Here is a 13512-nt window from a genome sequence, read left to right on the forward strand (position 1 = left end):
TTCGATCTCGATCACGCGGGAAGCGCTACCGGCGGACCTCGTTGAGGTAGTTGTAGATCGTGTACCGGGTGACGGCCAGCTCGGCGGCGAGGCTGTCGACCGCGTCCTTGATCAGGAAGTAGCCCGCCTCGTCGAGCTCCTGCACCACGGCCGCCTTGTGGGTCTTCTTCATCAGCTCCACCGGCACCCCGGTGCGGTCGATGGCGTGGTCCACCAGTAACCGCTGCAGGCTGTCGACGTCCGGCGGGAACGTCTCGCGCCGTTCCCCCTCACGCGTGGCGCCGGTGGTGGCCGGACGTTCGCTGTTGATGCACAGGCAGCCCACCGCGACCCCGTTCTCGTCGCGCAGGAACATCGTGGACGACCGGATCGGCCGCCCGTCCGGTCCGTGCGTCTCGTAGTCGGTGAGGTCGTGCGTGGTGCCGCGGCGCACCAGCCCGAGCAACAGGTCGGTGATCGGGCCGCCCGGGGTGCGGCCGGTCAGGTCGCCGGCCACCGCGATGATCGAGTCGGGCAGCCGCGACAGGTCGTGCAGCACCACCTCGGTGCCCGGGCCGAGCATCGTGGCCAGGCCGGAGACCGCGGGCACCAGCGCGGCGAGCAGGGCGTGGGACGCCTCGGCGGGTGGGCCGGCCGGGGATCGGGAGCCCGGGGGCGCCAGCCGCGCGAGCCGGGCCAGCGCCACGCGGACGTGCTCGGCAGCCGAGGCGGGGGTGGAGGCGTGCGGTGACAGCCGGACGTGCTCGGGGCGGACGGTCGCGGCGATCCCCTCCGCGGCCAACGCGGCGCCGACCTGCTCGGCCGGGTGCCCGGGCAGCTCGAAGGCCAGGATCCCGGCCCGGCGCCCGGTGGAGGAGACGATCCGGGCGCCCACCGACAGCAGGGCCTCCTCCAGCTCCCCCACGCGCTCCCGGATCCGGGCCTCGACCGTCGCCACGCCGACGTCCTCCACCAGTTCGAGCGCCGCGGCGAAGGCGCCCGACGTGACCGGGCTGAGGTTGCTGATCGACCAGGCCGCGGCGGTGTGTGCGGGCGGGTGGATCTCGTCGTCGAACAGTCCCGGGTCGCGGGCCCCCGTCCAGCCCGACAGCACCTGGTCCATCCGCTCCAGCGCGCGGTCCGACAGCACGGCGAAGCCCGTGCCCCACCCGGCGCGCAGCCATTTCTGCCCGCCGACCACGAGCACGTCGGCCACCTCCCACGGCGCGTCCACCACACCGAACCCCTGGATGCCGTCGACCACGAGCAGCCGGTCGCCCGCCACGTCCCGGATCGCGGCGAGATCCGCGAGGTACCCGGTGCGGAAGTCGACCGCGCTCACGGAGACCACGGTGATCTCGTCGGTCAGGGCGGCCGCGACCGCGTCGGCGGTGACGTGGCCACCCGGTGGGGACAGCGGGCGCACCCGCGCGCGACCCACCTGCTCGGCGCGCGCCCAGGGATAGGTGTTGGACGGGAACTCCGCCACCGGCACGAGCACCTCGCCGCCCGGCGCGTGGAACGCCGCCTGGAAGAGGCCCGTGCTGGTGTTGGGCACCAGCACGACGTGGTCGGTGTCGCTGCCGCACATCCGGGCCGCGGCCGCCTTCGCGCGCACCTCCTGCCGCATCAGCTCGTCCACCGTGGTGGGGCCGGCCTTCGTCGACAGCTCCAGCAGGTGCGCCGTGGTGTCGAGCACCGCGTGCGACGGGGGCCCGAACCGCGCGAAGTCGAGGTAGCCGGGCGGCTCGTCGAACTGGGCGAGGTAGCGGGGCGAGAGCCGGGCAGGCGGCCGCGTCCCCGTCACAGGACCCGGGCCAGGAACTGGCGGGTGCGCTCGTGCCGCGGCGCGGCCAGCACCTGGCTCGGTGGTCCGGTCTCGACCACGGCTCCGTCGACCATGAACACCACCTCGTCGGCGACCTCTCTGGCGAAGCCCATCTCGTGGGTCACGACGATCATCGTCATGTCCTCGGCGGCCAATGCCCGCATCACCTCCAGCACCTCTCCGACCAGCTCCGGGTCGAGCGCCGAGGTGGGCTCGTCGAAGAGCATCAGCTTGGGCCTCATCGCCAGCGACCTCGCGATGGCCACCCGTTGCTGCTGCCCACCCGAGAGCTGACCGGGGTAGGCGTCCGCCCGGTGCGCGAGGCCCACCCGGTCGAGCAGGGCGAGCGCCTCCCGCCGGGCGTCGCCAGTGGCCACCCCGAGAACCCGGACGGGGCCTTCCGCCACGTTCTCGAGAACGGTGCGGTGGGCGAACAGGTTGAACCGCTGGAACACCATGCCGATGTGCCTGCGCTGCTTGGCCACCTCGCGTTCGGGCAGCTCGTAGAGCTTGCCGTGACGCAGCCGGAAGCCGATCGGCTCGCCGTCCACCCAGACCTGCCCGCCGTCGATCGTCTCGAGGTGGTTGATGCACCGCAGGAAGGTGCTCTTGCCCGCGCCGGACGGCCCGAGCAGGCAGACCACCTTCCCCTTGGACACCGTCAGGTCGATGCCGCGCAGCACCTCCGTGTCGCCGAACCGCTTGCGCACGCCCACGGCACGCAGCAGCGGCTGTTCAGGCCCGGCGTCAGACATCGCGGCTCCTCACCGTCGGTGCGGTGCGCAGGGCCCGGGCGGCGCGGGACCACGGACCGCTCGCCGAGCCGGTGCGGTCGGCCGCGTCGAACGCGCGCTCCAGGTAGTGCTGGCCGACGCCGGCGACCGTGACCACGACCATGTACCAGATCGCGGCGGCCAGCAGGGTCTCCATCACCAGCAGGTTGTTCGACGAGATGTTGTTGGCCGCGTGGATCAGCTCGGTGACCCCGATGACGGACGCGATCGAGGTGCCCTTGAGCATGTTGATGAAGTCGTTGCCGGTGGGCGGGATGATCACCCGCATGGCCTGGGGCAGCACCACCCGGCGCAGCGTCAGCAGCGGGCCCATCCCGATCGACTTCGCCGCCTCGGCCTGGCCCTGATCCACGCTGTTGAGCCCGGCGCGGACGATCTCGGCCATGTAGGCGCTCTCGTTCAGCGCCAGCCCGAGCAGCGCCGCCACGAACGCGGTGACCAGCACGTTGGTCTGCTCGTGCAGCAGGTAGCCGCCGAACGGCAGCGGGATCGAGATGTAGGTGAAGACCAGCGCCAGGTTGTACCAGATCAGGATCTGCAGCAGCACCGGAAGCCCGCGGAAGAGCCAGATGTAGGCCGCGGCGAACCAGCGGGCCACGGGGTTGACCGACCGGCGCATCAGGGCGATCACGACCCCGATCACGATCGCCGAGCCTTGGGCGACCACCGCGAGCACCACGGTGTTCAGCAGGCCGACCAGGATCACGCGGTACCAGAGGAACTCCGGCACCGACCCGTACTGGACCTGGGCCTGGGCCAGCGCGACCCCGAGCAGGGCGAGCAGACCGAGGACGACGACGCCACTGACCCAGCGCCCCCAGTGCCGGAGCCGGACGATCGGCAGTTCGCCGCCGACAGCGAGCGCGCGGCCGTCCTGCACGTCAGCTTCCGCCATTGACGCCCACCTGCGCGATGGCTCCCTGCTGGACGCCCCAGGCGTCGAGGATCGTGGCGTAGGTGCCGTCGGCGACCAGCGACTGCAGCGCGCCGCGGACCGCCTCGGTGAGCTGGGTGTTGGTCTTGTTCACGCCGATGCCGTACGGGCCGCCGTTGATCGGCTCGCCTGGGACGACCTCGAAGAACTCCCCGTCGCCCGCGGTGCGCGAGATGTAGACCGCGCTGGGGAGATCGTTGAGGATGGCCGCGACGCGGCCGGTGCGGAGCTGGTTCTGGTTCTGCGTGTCGCTGTCGGTGGCAGTGACCGTGATCGGTCCCTTGCCCGCCTGGACGCACGTCGCGCTCTGCTCGGTGGCGAACTCCTGGTGGCTCGTGCCCTGCACCACCGCGACGGCCTTGCCGCACAGGGTGTCCGGGCCCGTGATGCCGTCCGGGTTCCCCTTCTTGACCATGATCGTGATGCCCGAGGTGAAGTAGTCCACGAAGTCGATCTGCTTCTGCCGCTCGGCGGTGTCGTTCATCGCGGCCATCGTCATGTCCACCCGGCCGGACTGGAGGCTCGTGATGAGGGAGCCGAACGCCATGTCCTGGTAGGCGACGGTGACCCCCAGCTTCGCCGCGACGGCCTTCGCCAGGTCGACCTCGTAACCGATGGGGGTGGTGCCGTCGGCCGCGTAGAAGTTGTTGGGCGCCGACTGGAGGTTCGAGCCGATCGTCAGCTTGCCGGCCTGCGCGATCGTGGGCGGCAGTGTGGCGGCGAGCTGTGCGTCCTTCTGCACCCCCGCCAGCACCGACGACGTGTCGGGGACGGCGCCGCCCCCGGCGGGCGCGGCCGCGGGTGCGGCCGCGCCGTCGCCCGAGCCACCCCCGCACGCGGCGACGGCGATGGTCGCGAGCCCGGCGATCGCGGCGAGTCGCCAGCGGCCGGGCCGCTTTCGGCCCGTCGAGTTCTGCTGCAGGACGGACACGGGTACCTCCACGAGCTGGGGAGCGGGCGCGATGGGGGCAGACGGTACAACTGCCAGTTGAACCGGTCAACAGCGTGTTGAAACCACCCGGGAGTGTCGGACCCACCGGTTACGGTCCCCGCTCGTGAAGATCACCGGCCAGCGCGCCGCCTACGGGCTCGCCACCGAGTTCGATCCGTTCCGCCGCATCGAGGCCGACACGCTCGCCCTCGCCGACGCCGCCGAGGGGCACCTCGCCTCCCCGGTACCGAGCTGTCCGGCCTGGTCGGTGGCCGACCTGGTCTGGCACCTGCTCGAGGTGCAGCACTTCTGGGGGGCGATCGTCGCCGGCCGCGTGCAGGACCCGGCCACGGTGCCCGACCCGGTGCGCCCGGATGACGCCGACCTGGTCCCGGGGCTGCGAGCCGGCGTCGCCGGGCTCGTCGAGTCGCTGCGCGGCGCCGAGCCCGGGGATCCGGTCTACACCTGGGCCGCGCGGCGCGACGCGGGGTTCGTGGTGCGCCATCAGGTGCAGGAGGCCGCGGTTCACCGGTGGGACGCCGAACGGGCCACCGGCCGGGAGAGCCCGCTCGACGCCACGGCCGCCACCGACGCCGTGGAGGAGTTCCTCGAGGTCAGCACGCCGTTCCGGACGAAGGACGCGGCACCTGTCGGCGGCACGCTCCAGCTGGTCGCGGTGGACACCGGGTTCCGGTGGCAGGCCGCGGAGGACCACGATGGCGCAGCTCGCTGGCAGCGGCTGGCCGGCGGGGGCGCAGACCAGGCCGGCGGGGCCGACGGCCCGGACGCGGACGTCGTGGTCCGGGCGACCGCGTCCGACCTGCTGCTCTACCTCTACCGCCGCCGTCCGGCCGGCGCCCTGGACGTCACCGGCGACCTGGCGGTCGCCGAGCGGTTCGCGCTGCGCACCGGCACCGACTGACACCGATGCCTGACACCCCGAGACGCCGCGTCGCCGGCACGCAGGTGCGTGCCGGCGACGTATCAGCGGGAGATCGTCAGAGCGGGATCGTCAGGAGCGCAGCCCTCCGTGGTCGTGAGCCAGGCCGCCGCCACCCGCGGTCGCGCCGGTCGGTCCACTCGGCGCCGCGGGCGCGGCGCCCGTGATCAGCGCCGGGTCGGACGCCAGCGTGAAGGTCGAGTACGCGATGGCGTCGGCGTGCTCCTCCAGCGCGGTGTCGTTGATGTTGGCGATGGTGTCGCAGGCCTGGTGGTAGCAGGGGTCGTACGCGGCCCCGGCCGTGCCGCCGTAGGTGGCCGCCTGCTCCGGGGTCTTCACGCCCTCCGCTCCGGTGAACAGCCCGCCTGCGGGGATCCCGGCGGCGATGAACGGCCCGTAGTCCGAGCGCCCGTCGAAGTCGGTGCCTTCACTTGCGAGGCCGCGGTCGGCGAAGAACTTCTCGAACACGTCCTCGATCGCCGCCGATCCGGCCGGGCCGGGGCCTGCGCCCACGGCGTCGGAGTTGTCGCCGTCGTAGACGAAGCGCACGAAGTTGGGCGAGCCCACCATGTCGAAGTTCAGGTAGCCCGCGATCCGGGCCCGCTCGGGCTCCGGCAGCGACGCCACGTAGTGCTCCGACCCGAGCAGTCCGAGCTCCTCGGCTCCCCACCAGGCGAACCGCACGGTGGCCGTCGGCTTGGCCTTCCCCATGAGCGTGGCGACCTCGAGGATCGAGGCGCTGCCACTGCCGTTGTCGTTGATCCCCGGGCCCTCCGGCACCGAGTCGAGGTGTGCCCCGACCATCAGCACGGTGTCCCCGCCGCCCTTGGCGGTCTCGGCGAACACGTTGGTGGTGGTGCGGTTCTCGCTGATCGCGTCCACCTGCAGGCTCACGGTGGCGTTCTGCAGCGACTCACCGAGAGCGAACGTCGTGCCCACCACCGGGATGGCGAGCGGCGCCCCGAGCGTGCCCTCGAGGAGCTCGGTGCGGTCCGGGGCGTTGCCCTCGTTCATGATCACCGCACCCGCGGCCCCCGCCGCCGCGGCGTTGGTGGCCTTCACCCCGAAGTCGCACGTCCCGCGCTGGAGCAGGGCGATCCCCCCGGCGGGGAACCCGGCGAAGTCGGCCGCCTCGCAGCCGCTCGTCGAGCCACCGACCGACGGCAGCAGCAGGTCCACCGGCACCGCGGTGCCGGTCACGTCACCGCTGCCGGAGAACGTCATCGGAGCGAAGTCGGTGCCGACCGCGTAGGTGGCCTCCGCGGGCGCGGTCTGCGCGAACGCGGCGCTGTTGAGCTGGAAGAACGGGAACTCGAAGTCCTGGGTGGTGACGGTCAGCCCCGCCTCCCGGGCCTGGTCGGCCACGTACTGCACCGACGCGTCGTAGCCGTCGGTGCCGGAGGCACGGGTGCCGTCGTGGGCGTCGGCGATGTCCTGGAACGCCTGCAGGTGGGCACGCACTCCCTCCACCGTGACGCATTCCAGGAGCTTCTCCACGGAGTCGTTGGTGCGGTTGTCGCATCCGGCCGGCGCCGCGGACGCCGGCCCGGCGGTGAGCACGGAGCCGACGAGGGCGACGAGCCCGGCTGTGGATGCGGCGACGACCCGTGATCGACGGGGCCGCGTGGCTGCGGTCATAGAGGGCGCTCCACGTTTTGTCACGGTGACCCCTTTTGTGGGGGTCACTCCGATGGAGGAGAATGCGATCTTTGTCACGCAGAGTCAAGTGCTGGATTCGCTTGGTACGCGTGTGCTACCCAAGAGCTCCCGATTGGGTCAGACGGGGAGCAGGCCCTCCACCACATCGGCGAGCTGCGCCGCCGTGCGGCACTCGTGCATCGGCAGCACGCCGGCGTAGCGCAGAGCGGCGGAGTCGCCGGTGCCCCACTGGCGGCGCGGCTCCGGGTTGAGCCAGTGCGCATGCCGCGCCCGGCCCACCAGGCGCCCGAGCACGGTGAGGTTGGGGTCGCGGTAGTTGGTGCGCGCGTCCCCGAGCACCAGCAGCGAGGTCTTCGACGTCACCGCATCGCCCCAGTGCTCGGCGAAGGTGCCGAAGGAGCCGCCGTAGTCGCTGTGGCCGTCGAATGCGACGAGGTCGGCCTCGCGCAGCACCCGCTGCATCACCCCGGACAGCTCCGCCCCGGGGTCGAACAGGTGGGTCACCTCGTCGGCACGCTCGACGAACGCGAACACCCGCACCTTGCTGAACTGCTCGCGCAGGGCCTGCACCAGCAGCAACGTGAAGTGGCTGAACCCGGCCACCGAACCGGAGACGTCGCAGAGCACCACCAGCTCCGGGCGCCCCGGACGGCGCTTGCGGTAGGCCGGGCGCATCGGCACGCCTCCGGTGGACATCGAGCGGCGCAGCGTCCGCCGCATGTCGATCGTGCCGCGCCTGGCGTGCCTGCGCCGCACGGCCAGCCGGGACGCGAGCCTGCGGGCGAGCGGGTGCACGGTGCGACGGAGCTGGGCGAGCTGCTCGGCGTGGGCGGAGAGGAACTCCACCTGCTCGGCCTGCTTCGGCACGGCCGTCCTCGCCACCTGGTCACGGCCGCGCTGCTCGGCGGTCCGCCGCCGCACCTCGTCGGTGATCATCTTCCGGAACGCGGCGATGCGGTCGCGGATCTCGCGGCGCCGTACCTCGTCGGAGAACGCGTCCTCCTCGGCGCCGCCCGCCCTCAGCTCGTCAAGGATCCGCGCCAGCAGCGTCTCGGGCGAGAGCACCCGCAGCGCCTGGTAGGCCGACCAGCTCGGCTGGCCGCCCGCCCCCCGCACTCCGGTGCCGGCCGCCCCCGAGCGCCCGAGCGCGTCGACCACGGCACGCGCCAGCTCGGCGAGCGCCGCGGTGTCGCCGTCGCGCAGCAGGTCGGCGAGGATGTCCCGCAGCGCGTCGACGTCCACCGGCCCGTCGGCGGCGTCGTCCACGCGAGGTACCTCGACCTCCGCGGAGCCCGCCCCCAGCGCCGCCGGGAAGTACAGCTCGAAGAGCGTGTCGAACACCTGTCGCTGGCCGGAGCGGCGCAGCAGCGCGGCGGCGAGCCCTTCCCGGACGTGCTCGCGGTGGATCAGGTTGAGCGCCCCGAGCACGCGTGCGGCGTCGACGGTCTCCCCCGGCCCGACGGACACACTGTGGCGGCGCAGCGCGGTGACGAACTCGACGAGGTGCCCGGGCAGGCCGTGCTCCGAACCGATGCTCACCGCGGTGTCCACCACCCCATGATTACCGCCGATCAGTTCAACCGCAGCTCCGCGGCGGCCGCCGCGGCGTCGGACCGGTGTTTGAGCACCACGCCGAGCGTGGCGCGGACGGTGTCGTCGTCGAGGGTGTCGAGCCCCAGCGCCAGCAGGGTGCGTCCCCAGTCGATCGTCTCCGCCACCGAGGGGGCCTTGCGCAGCTCCAGGCCGCGCAGCACGCGCACGGTGCGCACGAGGGCGTCCACCAGCGACTCGGCGAGCTCCGGGACGCGGCTGAGCACGATCCGCCGTTCCAGGTCGGCGTCGGGGAAGTCGAGGTACAGGAAGAGGCACCGGCGCTTCAGGGCCTCGGAGAGCTCACGCGTGGAGTTCGAGGTGAGCAGCGCGAACGGCCGCCGGGACGCGGTGATCGTGCCCATCTCGGGGACCGTGACCTGGAAGTCGGAGAGCACCTCCAGCAGCAGGCCCTCCACCTCGACGTCGGCCTTGTCCATCTCGTCGACGAGCAGCACGGTCGGCTCGGTGCGCCGGATCGCGGTGAGCAGCGGGCGTGGGAGCAGGAACTCCTCGGAGAAGACGTCGTCCCGGGTGTCGTCCCAGGACTCGCGGCCCTGGCCCGCGGTGATCCGCAGCAGCTGCTTGGCGTGGTTCCACTCGTAGAGCGCGCGGGCCTCGTCGATGCCCTCGTAGCACTGCAGCCGCACGAGCCCGGCGCCGGTGGCCGCGGCCACGGACTTGGCCAGCTCGGTCTTCCCCACGCCCGCCGGACCCTCCACGAGCAGCGGCTTGCCCAGCCGGTCGGCCAGGAACACGGTGGTGGCGACGGCCGTGGAGGCGAGGTAACCGACGCCTGCCAGCCGCTCGGCCACGTCCGCGACCGAGCCGAACAGGGGTGACTGGGGAGCACTCATCGACCTCATCCTGCCTTGCAGCTCGTCGCTTCGCCCAGGGCCGGTCGGCGCCGGACAGCGGGCGGGGATCAGGGCGCGAAGGCCCGCCGTACGGTCTCGGCCAGGATGTGTCGGCGCTGCTGGTGGACGGCCTCCTCCTCGGTCCTGTCGGCGGTGTAGGTGAGGCTCGCTGGCCCCCAGGTGGCGGACAGGGCGACGACGAGCCGGTGGATCTCGGCCGCGTCGATCGAGGCGGTGACGGAGCCTGCCTGCTGCCCCTCGACGACCGCGCCGACCTTGTCGGCCTCGGCCTCGTCCAGTGAGGTGAACAGCGCCCCGACGGGCGTGCGCTCCAGCCGGGCCCAGGTGGCGAGGCGCACCAGCTCCGGCCGCTCGAGATAGAAGTCGTAGAGGCCCACCGCGTACCCGGGCAGGTCGTCGCCGCTGCTGGGGACGGTGGCCACGAGCAGGTCGAGGTGCTCCTCGATCACCGCGTCGAAGAGTCCCTCCTTGCTGCCGAAGTAGGCGTACATCTGCGCCTTGTTCGCCTGCGCTTCCGCGGCGATCCGGTCCACCCGGGCGCCGGCGATCCCGTGCGCGGCGAACTCCGCCGTGGCCGCGTCGAGCAGCCGCCGCCTGGTGGCCTGTCCGTCTCGCATGGGTTCCAGCCTAGCGAGCGAACAGACAAACCAGTTAGTTGCTTGCGGGAGGCGATGACCGTACCGTCGAACAAACCAACCAGTTTGTTTCTCAGTAGGGAGCGCACACATGCGCCAGGTACAGGGGTTCGCGTCGCTGGAGCCGGGAACGCCGTTGCAGCCGTGGCGGTTCACCCGTCGCGACCTGCGGCCCGATGACGTCGCGGTCGAGGTGACGTACTGCGGGGTGTGCCACAGCGATCTCCACGCAGTCGACGCCGCGGGCCCGCGGCCGCTCGTCCCCGGCCACGAGTTCGTCGGCCGGGTCGGCGCGGTCGGATCGGAGGTCACCCGCTTCGCGGTCGGCGACCCGGTCGCCGTGGGCAACATCGTGGACTCGTGCGGAACCTGCCGCGCCTGCCGCGCCGGTCAGGAGAACTACTGCGAGGCGTTCCCCACCACCACCTACGGCGGCGTCGACCGTGTCGACGGGACAACGACCCAGGGCGCCTACGCGAACGAGTACGTCGTGCGGGACGAGTTCGTCCACCACCTGCCGCCGGAGCTCGACCCGGCAGGCGCCGCACCCCTGATGTGCGCGGGGGTGACGGTGTGGGAGCCGCTGCGCCGGTGGGACGTCGGACCGGGAAAGGACGTGGGGATCGTCGGGCTCGGCGGCCTCGGCCACCTGGCCGTGAAGCTCGCCACGGCGCTGGGCGCACGCGTGACGGTGTTCACCACCTCGCCGGGCAAGGAGGAGGCCGCTCGCGCCCTGGGCGTCGACGAGGTCGTGCTGTCCCGCGACGAGGCGGCGATGGCCGCCGTGGCCGGACGCTACGACGTCATCCTCGACACGGCCTCCGCCGCCCACGACCCCGCTCCCTACCTGCGGGCACTGGCGATGGACGGCACCCTGTGCGTGCTGGGCATCCCCGCCGAGGGCTGGCACGTGGACGCCATGAGCCTGCTGGTGGGGCGCAAGTCGCTGGCCTCGGCCGGTAGCGGCGGTGTCCGGTCCACGCGGGAGCTGCTGGACTTCGCGGCCGAGCACCGCATCACCGCGGACGTCGAGGTGCTGCCGGCCGAACAGGTCGAGATCGCCCTGAAGCGGCTGCGCGCGAACGACGTGCGCTACCGTTTCGTGCTCGACATGACCGGTTGGGCGCCCGTGCCGTCGCGCGACTGAGGTCTCGGTCGGGGGAGCGTCGGCGGCCGCCCGCCCGGCTGTCGGTGCTGTCGTCCACCATGGGGCACGTGACGACAACCCCCCAGGCAGCGACGGCAGAGCCCGCAGCAGCGACGCAGGGCCTCCGGGCCCGTGCCGAGGCCGTGCTGGCCACCCTGGCCGGTCCGTCGGCCCGGCTGCGCGACGACCAGTGGAGGGCCATCGAGGCGCTGGTCGCGCAGCGCAGGCGCGCGCTGGTGGTGCAGCGCACCGGGTGGGGCAAGTCCGCCGTGTACTTCGTGGCCACCGCGTTGCTGCGGGCCGACGGCGCCGGGCCCACCGTCATCGTCTCGCCGCTGCTGGCGCTGATGCGCAACCAGATCGACGCCGCCGCGCGCGCCGGCATCCACGCCGTCACGGTCAACTCGGCCAACACCGCCGACTGGGAGCGCACCTACGACGCGGTCGACGCCGGCGAGGTGGACGTCCTGCTGGTGAGCCCCGAGCGGCTCAACAACCCCGACTTCCGCGACCGCGTCCTGCCCCGGCTCACCGCGAGCGCCGGGATGCTGGTGGTCGACGAGGCGCACTGCGTGTCCGACTGGGGCCACGACTTCCGCCCCGACTACCGCCGCCTGCGGGCACTCATCGCCGATCTGCCCGACGGCATACCGGTGCTGGCCACCACCGCCACGGCCAACGACCGCGTCGTCGTCGACGTCACCGAGCAGCTGGGTCTCGCCTCGGGGGAGCCCCTGGTCCTGCGCGGCTCGCTCGACCGCGAGAGCCTGCGCCTGTCCGTCGTGCGGCTGCCCACGCCCGCCCAGCGGCTGGGCTGGCTCGCCGCACAGCTCGACGCCCTCCCCGGCGCCGGCATCATCTACACGCTCACGATCGCCGCCGCCGAGGAGATCGCGGAGTTCCTGCGCGAGCGCGGCGTCCCGGTGTCGTCCTACACGGGCAAGACCGATCCGGCGGAGCGGCTGGCGGCCGAGTCCGACCTCCTGGCCAACCGGGTCAAGGCGCTGGTCGCCACCAGCGCGCTCGGCATGGGGTTCGACAAGCCCGACCTCGGGTTCGTGGTGCACCTGGGCGCTCCCGCCTCGCCGGTGGCCTACTACCAGCAGATCGGGCGCGCCGGGCGCGCCGTCGAGCGGGCCGAGGTGGTGTTGCTGCCCGGCCGGGAGGACCGCGACATCTGGGCCTACTTCGCCTCGCTCGCGTTCCCGCCGGAGCCGCTGGTCCGCCAGACGCTGCGGGTGCTCGGCCCCGAACCGCTCTCCACCGCCGCGATCGAGACGCGCGTCGACCTCTCCCGCACCCGGCTTGAGATGCTGCTCAAGGTGCTCGACAGCGACGGCGCCGCCCGCCGCGTCAAGGGCGGGTGGGTCGCCACCGGGCAGGACTGGGTCTACGACGAGGAACGCCACCGCCGCATCGCCGAGGCCCGCCACGCCGAGCAGCAGGCGATGCTCGACTACCTCGACACGGCCGAGTGCCGGCTGGTGTTCCTGCGCCGCCAGCTCGACGATCCCGACGCCCAGCCGTGCGGGCGGTGCGACAACTGTGCGGGGCAGGTGTGGAGCACCGACGTCGACGCCGGGGTCACCACCGCGGCCGAGGAGCGGATCACCCGCCCCGGGGTCGAGGTACCGCCCCGCAAGCAGTGGCCCAGCGGCATGGCCGAGCTGGGCGTGCCGGTGTCCGGCCGGATCGCCGCCGGGGAGCTCGCCGATGTCGGGCGGGTGATCGGACGGTTGTCCGACATCGGGTGGGGCACCCGGCTGCGCGAGCTGGTGGCGGGTCCCGATGCCCCGATCCCGGCCGACGTGCTCGACGCGTGCGTCCGGGTGCTCGCCGGCTGGGGCTGGGAGGAGCGCCCGGTCGGCGTGGTCGGCATCGGTTCCCGCACCCGGCCCCACCAGCTCGACCACCTGGCCCGCCGGATCGCCGAGATCGGTCGCCTGCCGTTGCTGGGCACGCTGGTCCCTGCGGGGCCGCGCCCCGCCGCGCACGACAACAGCGCTCAGCGCCTCGCGGCGGTGTGGGGAGCGTTCGAGCCGCCCACGTTCGCACCCCCCGGCGGGCCCATCCTCCTCGTCGACGACCTGATCGACAGCGGGTGGACGGCCACGGTGGCCGCACGGTTGCTGCGCCAGGCCGGGGCCACCGCCGTGCTGCCGTTCGCGCTGGCGCTGGCCGGCTGAGCGCGCCGCAG

11 protein-coding genes are annotated in these 13512 nt (G+C 72.9%); 3 read left to right on the forward strand and 8 right to left on the reverse strand.

Annotation, left to right across the window (positions count from 1 at the left end; all coding sequences use genetic code 11):
- Positions 1-25: 25 nt before the first annotated feature.
- From ACQPZA_RS28330 to ACQPZA_RS28345, 4 genes are read right to left on the reverse strand one after another with little or no spacing between them, the layout of a single operon-like run.
- Complete coding sequence (locus ACQPZA_RS28330) at positions 26-1786, reverse strand: aminotransferase class V-fold PLP-dependent enzyme (RefSeq protein WP_433275212.1); 1761 nt, start codon at positions 1784-1786, stop codon at positions 26-28.
- Positions 1783-2562: an amino acid ABC transporter ATP-binding protein gene (locus ACQPZA_RS28335; RefSeq protein ID WP_433275213.1), complete on the reverse strand. Its 780-nt coding sequence runs from the start codon at positions 2560-2562 to the stop codon at positions 1783-1785. The genes ACQPZA_RS28330 and ACQPZA_RS28335 overlap by 4 nt, the downstream gene beginning before the upstream one ends.
- Positions 2555-3496, reverse strand: coding sequence for an amino acid ABC transporter permease (locus tag ACQPZA_RS28340; protein ID WP_433275214.1), 942 nt, complete (start codon positions 3494-3496; stop codon positions 2555-2557). The genes ACQPZA_RS28335 and ACQPZA_RS28340 overlap by 8 nt, the downstream gene beginning before the upstream one ends.
- Positions 3483-4403 carry an ABC transporter substrate-binding protein gene (locus ACQPZA_RS28345; RefSeq protein WP_433283030.1) on the reverse strand — a complete coding sequence of 307 codons (921 nt, stop codon included), beginning with the start codon at positions 4401-4403 and terminating at the stop codon, positions 3483-3485. Before ACQPZA_RS28345 ends, ACQPZA_RS28340 begins: the two co-directional genes overlap by 14 nt.
- Positions 4404-4590: 187 nt before the next feature.
- Between ACQPZA_RS28345 and ACQPZA_RS28350 the strand changes: the two genes are divergently transcribed.
- On the forward strand, positions 4591-5388 hold the full coding sequence (locus ACQPZA_RS28350) for a maleylpyruvate isomerase family mycothiol-dependent enzyme (RefSeq protein WP_433275215.1): 798 nt from the start codon (positions 4591-4593) through the stop codon (positions 5386-5388).
- A 90-nt stretch (positions 5389-5478) separates the two neighbouring features.
- On the opposite strand, the gene ACQPZA_RS28355 is transcribed toward ACQPZA_RS28350, so the two are convergent.
- From ACQPZA_RS28355 to ACQPZA_RS28370, 4 genes are all read right to left on the reverse strand, one after another.
- Positions 5479-7044, reverse strand: a complete 1566-nt coding sequence (locus ACQPZA_RS28355; protein WP_433275216.1) for a M28 family metallopeptidase — start codon at positions 7042-7044, stop codon at positions 5479-5481.
- Between the two features lie 138 nt (positions 7045-7182).
- Positions 7183-8598: a vWA domain-containing protein gene (locus tag ACQPZA_RS28360; protein ID WP_433283032.1), complete on the reverse strand. Its 1416-nt coding sequence runs from the start codon at positions 8596-8598 to the stop codon at positions 7183-7185.
- A 38-nt stretch (positions 8599-8636) separates the two neighbouring features.
- Positions 8637-9512, reverse strand: a complete 876-nt coding sequence (locus tag ACQPZA_RS28365; RefSeq protein WP_433275217.1) for an AAA family ATPase — start codon at positions 9510-9512, stop codon at positions 8637-8639.
- A gap of 68 nt (positions 9513-9580) precedes the next feature.
- Complete coding sequence (locus tag ACQPZA_RS28370; protein ID WP_433275218.1) at positions 9581-10150, reverse strand: TetR family transcriptional regulator; 570 nt, start codon at positions 10148-10150, stop codon at positions 9581-9583.
- A gap of 109 nt (positions 10151-10259) precedes the next feature.
- Here ACQPZA_RS28370 and ACQPZA_RS28375 point away from each other — a divergent pair, with 109 nt between their 5' ends.
- Positions 10260-11315 (forward strand): NAD(P)-dependent alcohol dehydrogenase, encoded by a 1056-nt coding sequence (locus ACQPZA_RS28375; RefSeq protein ID WP_169395681.1) that lies wholly within the window; start codon positions 10260-10262, stop codon positions 11313-11315.
- 68 nt (positions 11316-11383) lie between these two features.
- Positions 11384-13501: a RecQ family ATP-dependent DNA helicase gene (locus tag ACQPZA_RS28380; RefSeq protein ID WP_312859070.1), complete on the forward strand. Its 2118-nt coding sequence runs from the start codon at positions 11384-11386 to the stop codon at positions 13499-13501.
- Positions 13502-13512 lie beyond the last annotated feature (11 nt).

It is taken from the genome of Pseudonocardia xinjiangensis (assembly GCF_050948425.1).
Lineage (GTDB): Bacteria > Actinomycetota > Actinomycetes > Mycobacteriales > Pseudonocardiaceae > Pseudonocardia > Pseudonocardia xinjiangensis.